Raw genomic sequence first — 276 nt, 5'->3', positions numbered from 1 at the left:
CAACATCTTTCTTCGGATTGATCTTCGGAATGTTATTCGTTACCAGATTTGTTTCATGGATACCAGTGAAGTCGATTTGATAAGCACGGTTATCATACTTGCTAGCTTCCTTAATATCTTTCTTAACAGTTGTTGGGAAGACAAGTTTCAGATTGATACCCTTCAAAACATAGTTGTTTGTGTAAGCAACTGGATCATCTGCTGTGGTTACGGCAAATTCACCATCGATTTGCAATCCTTTTGCCTTGATGTAATCTTGAACCTTTTGTGGAGCTT

1 protein-coding gene is annotated in these 276 nt (G+C 38.0%); it reads right to left on the bottom strand.

Annotated features, from left to right (window positions below):
- Positions 1-276 (bottom strand): SspB-related isopeptide-forming adhesin (locus tag HMPREF2984_RS09965; protein WP_180363941.1); only part of this gene is annotated, 276 nt, incomplete at both ends.

The organism is Streptococcus sp. HMSC066E07 (assembly GCF_001814695.1).
Lineage (GTDB): Bacteria > Bacillota > Bacilli > Lactobacillales > Streptococcaceae > Streptococcus > Streptococcus hominis.
This window is presented reverse-complemented; position numbering and strand designations above follow the sequence as displayed.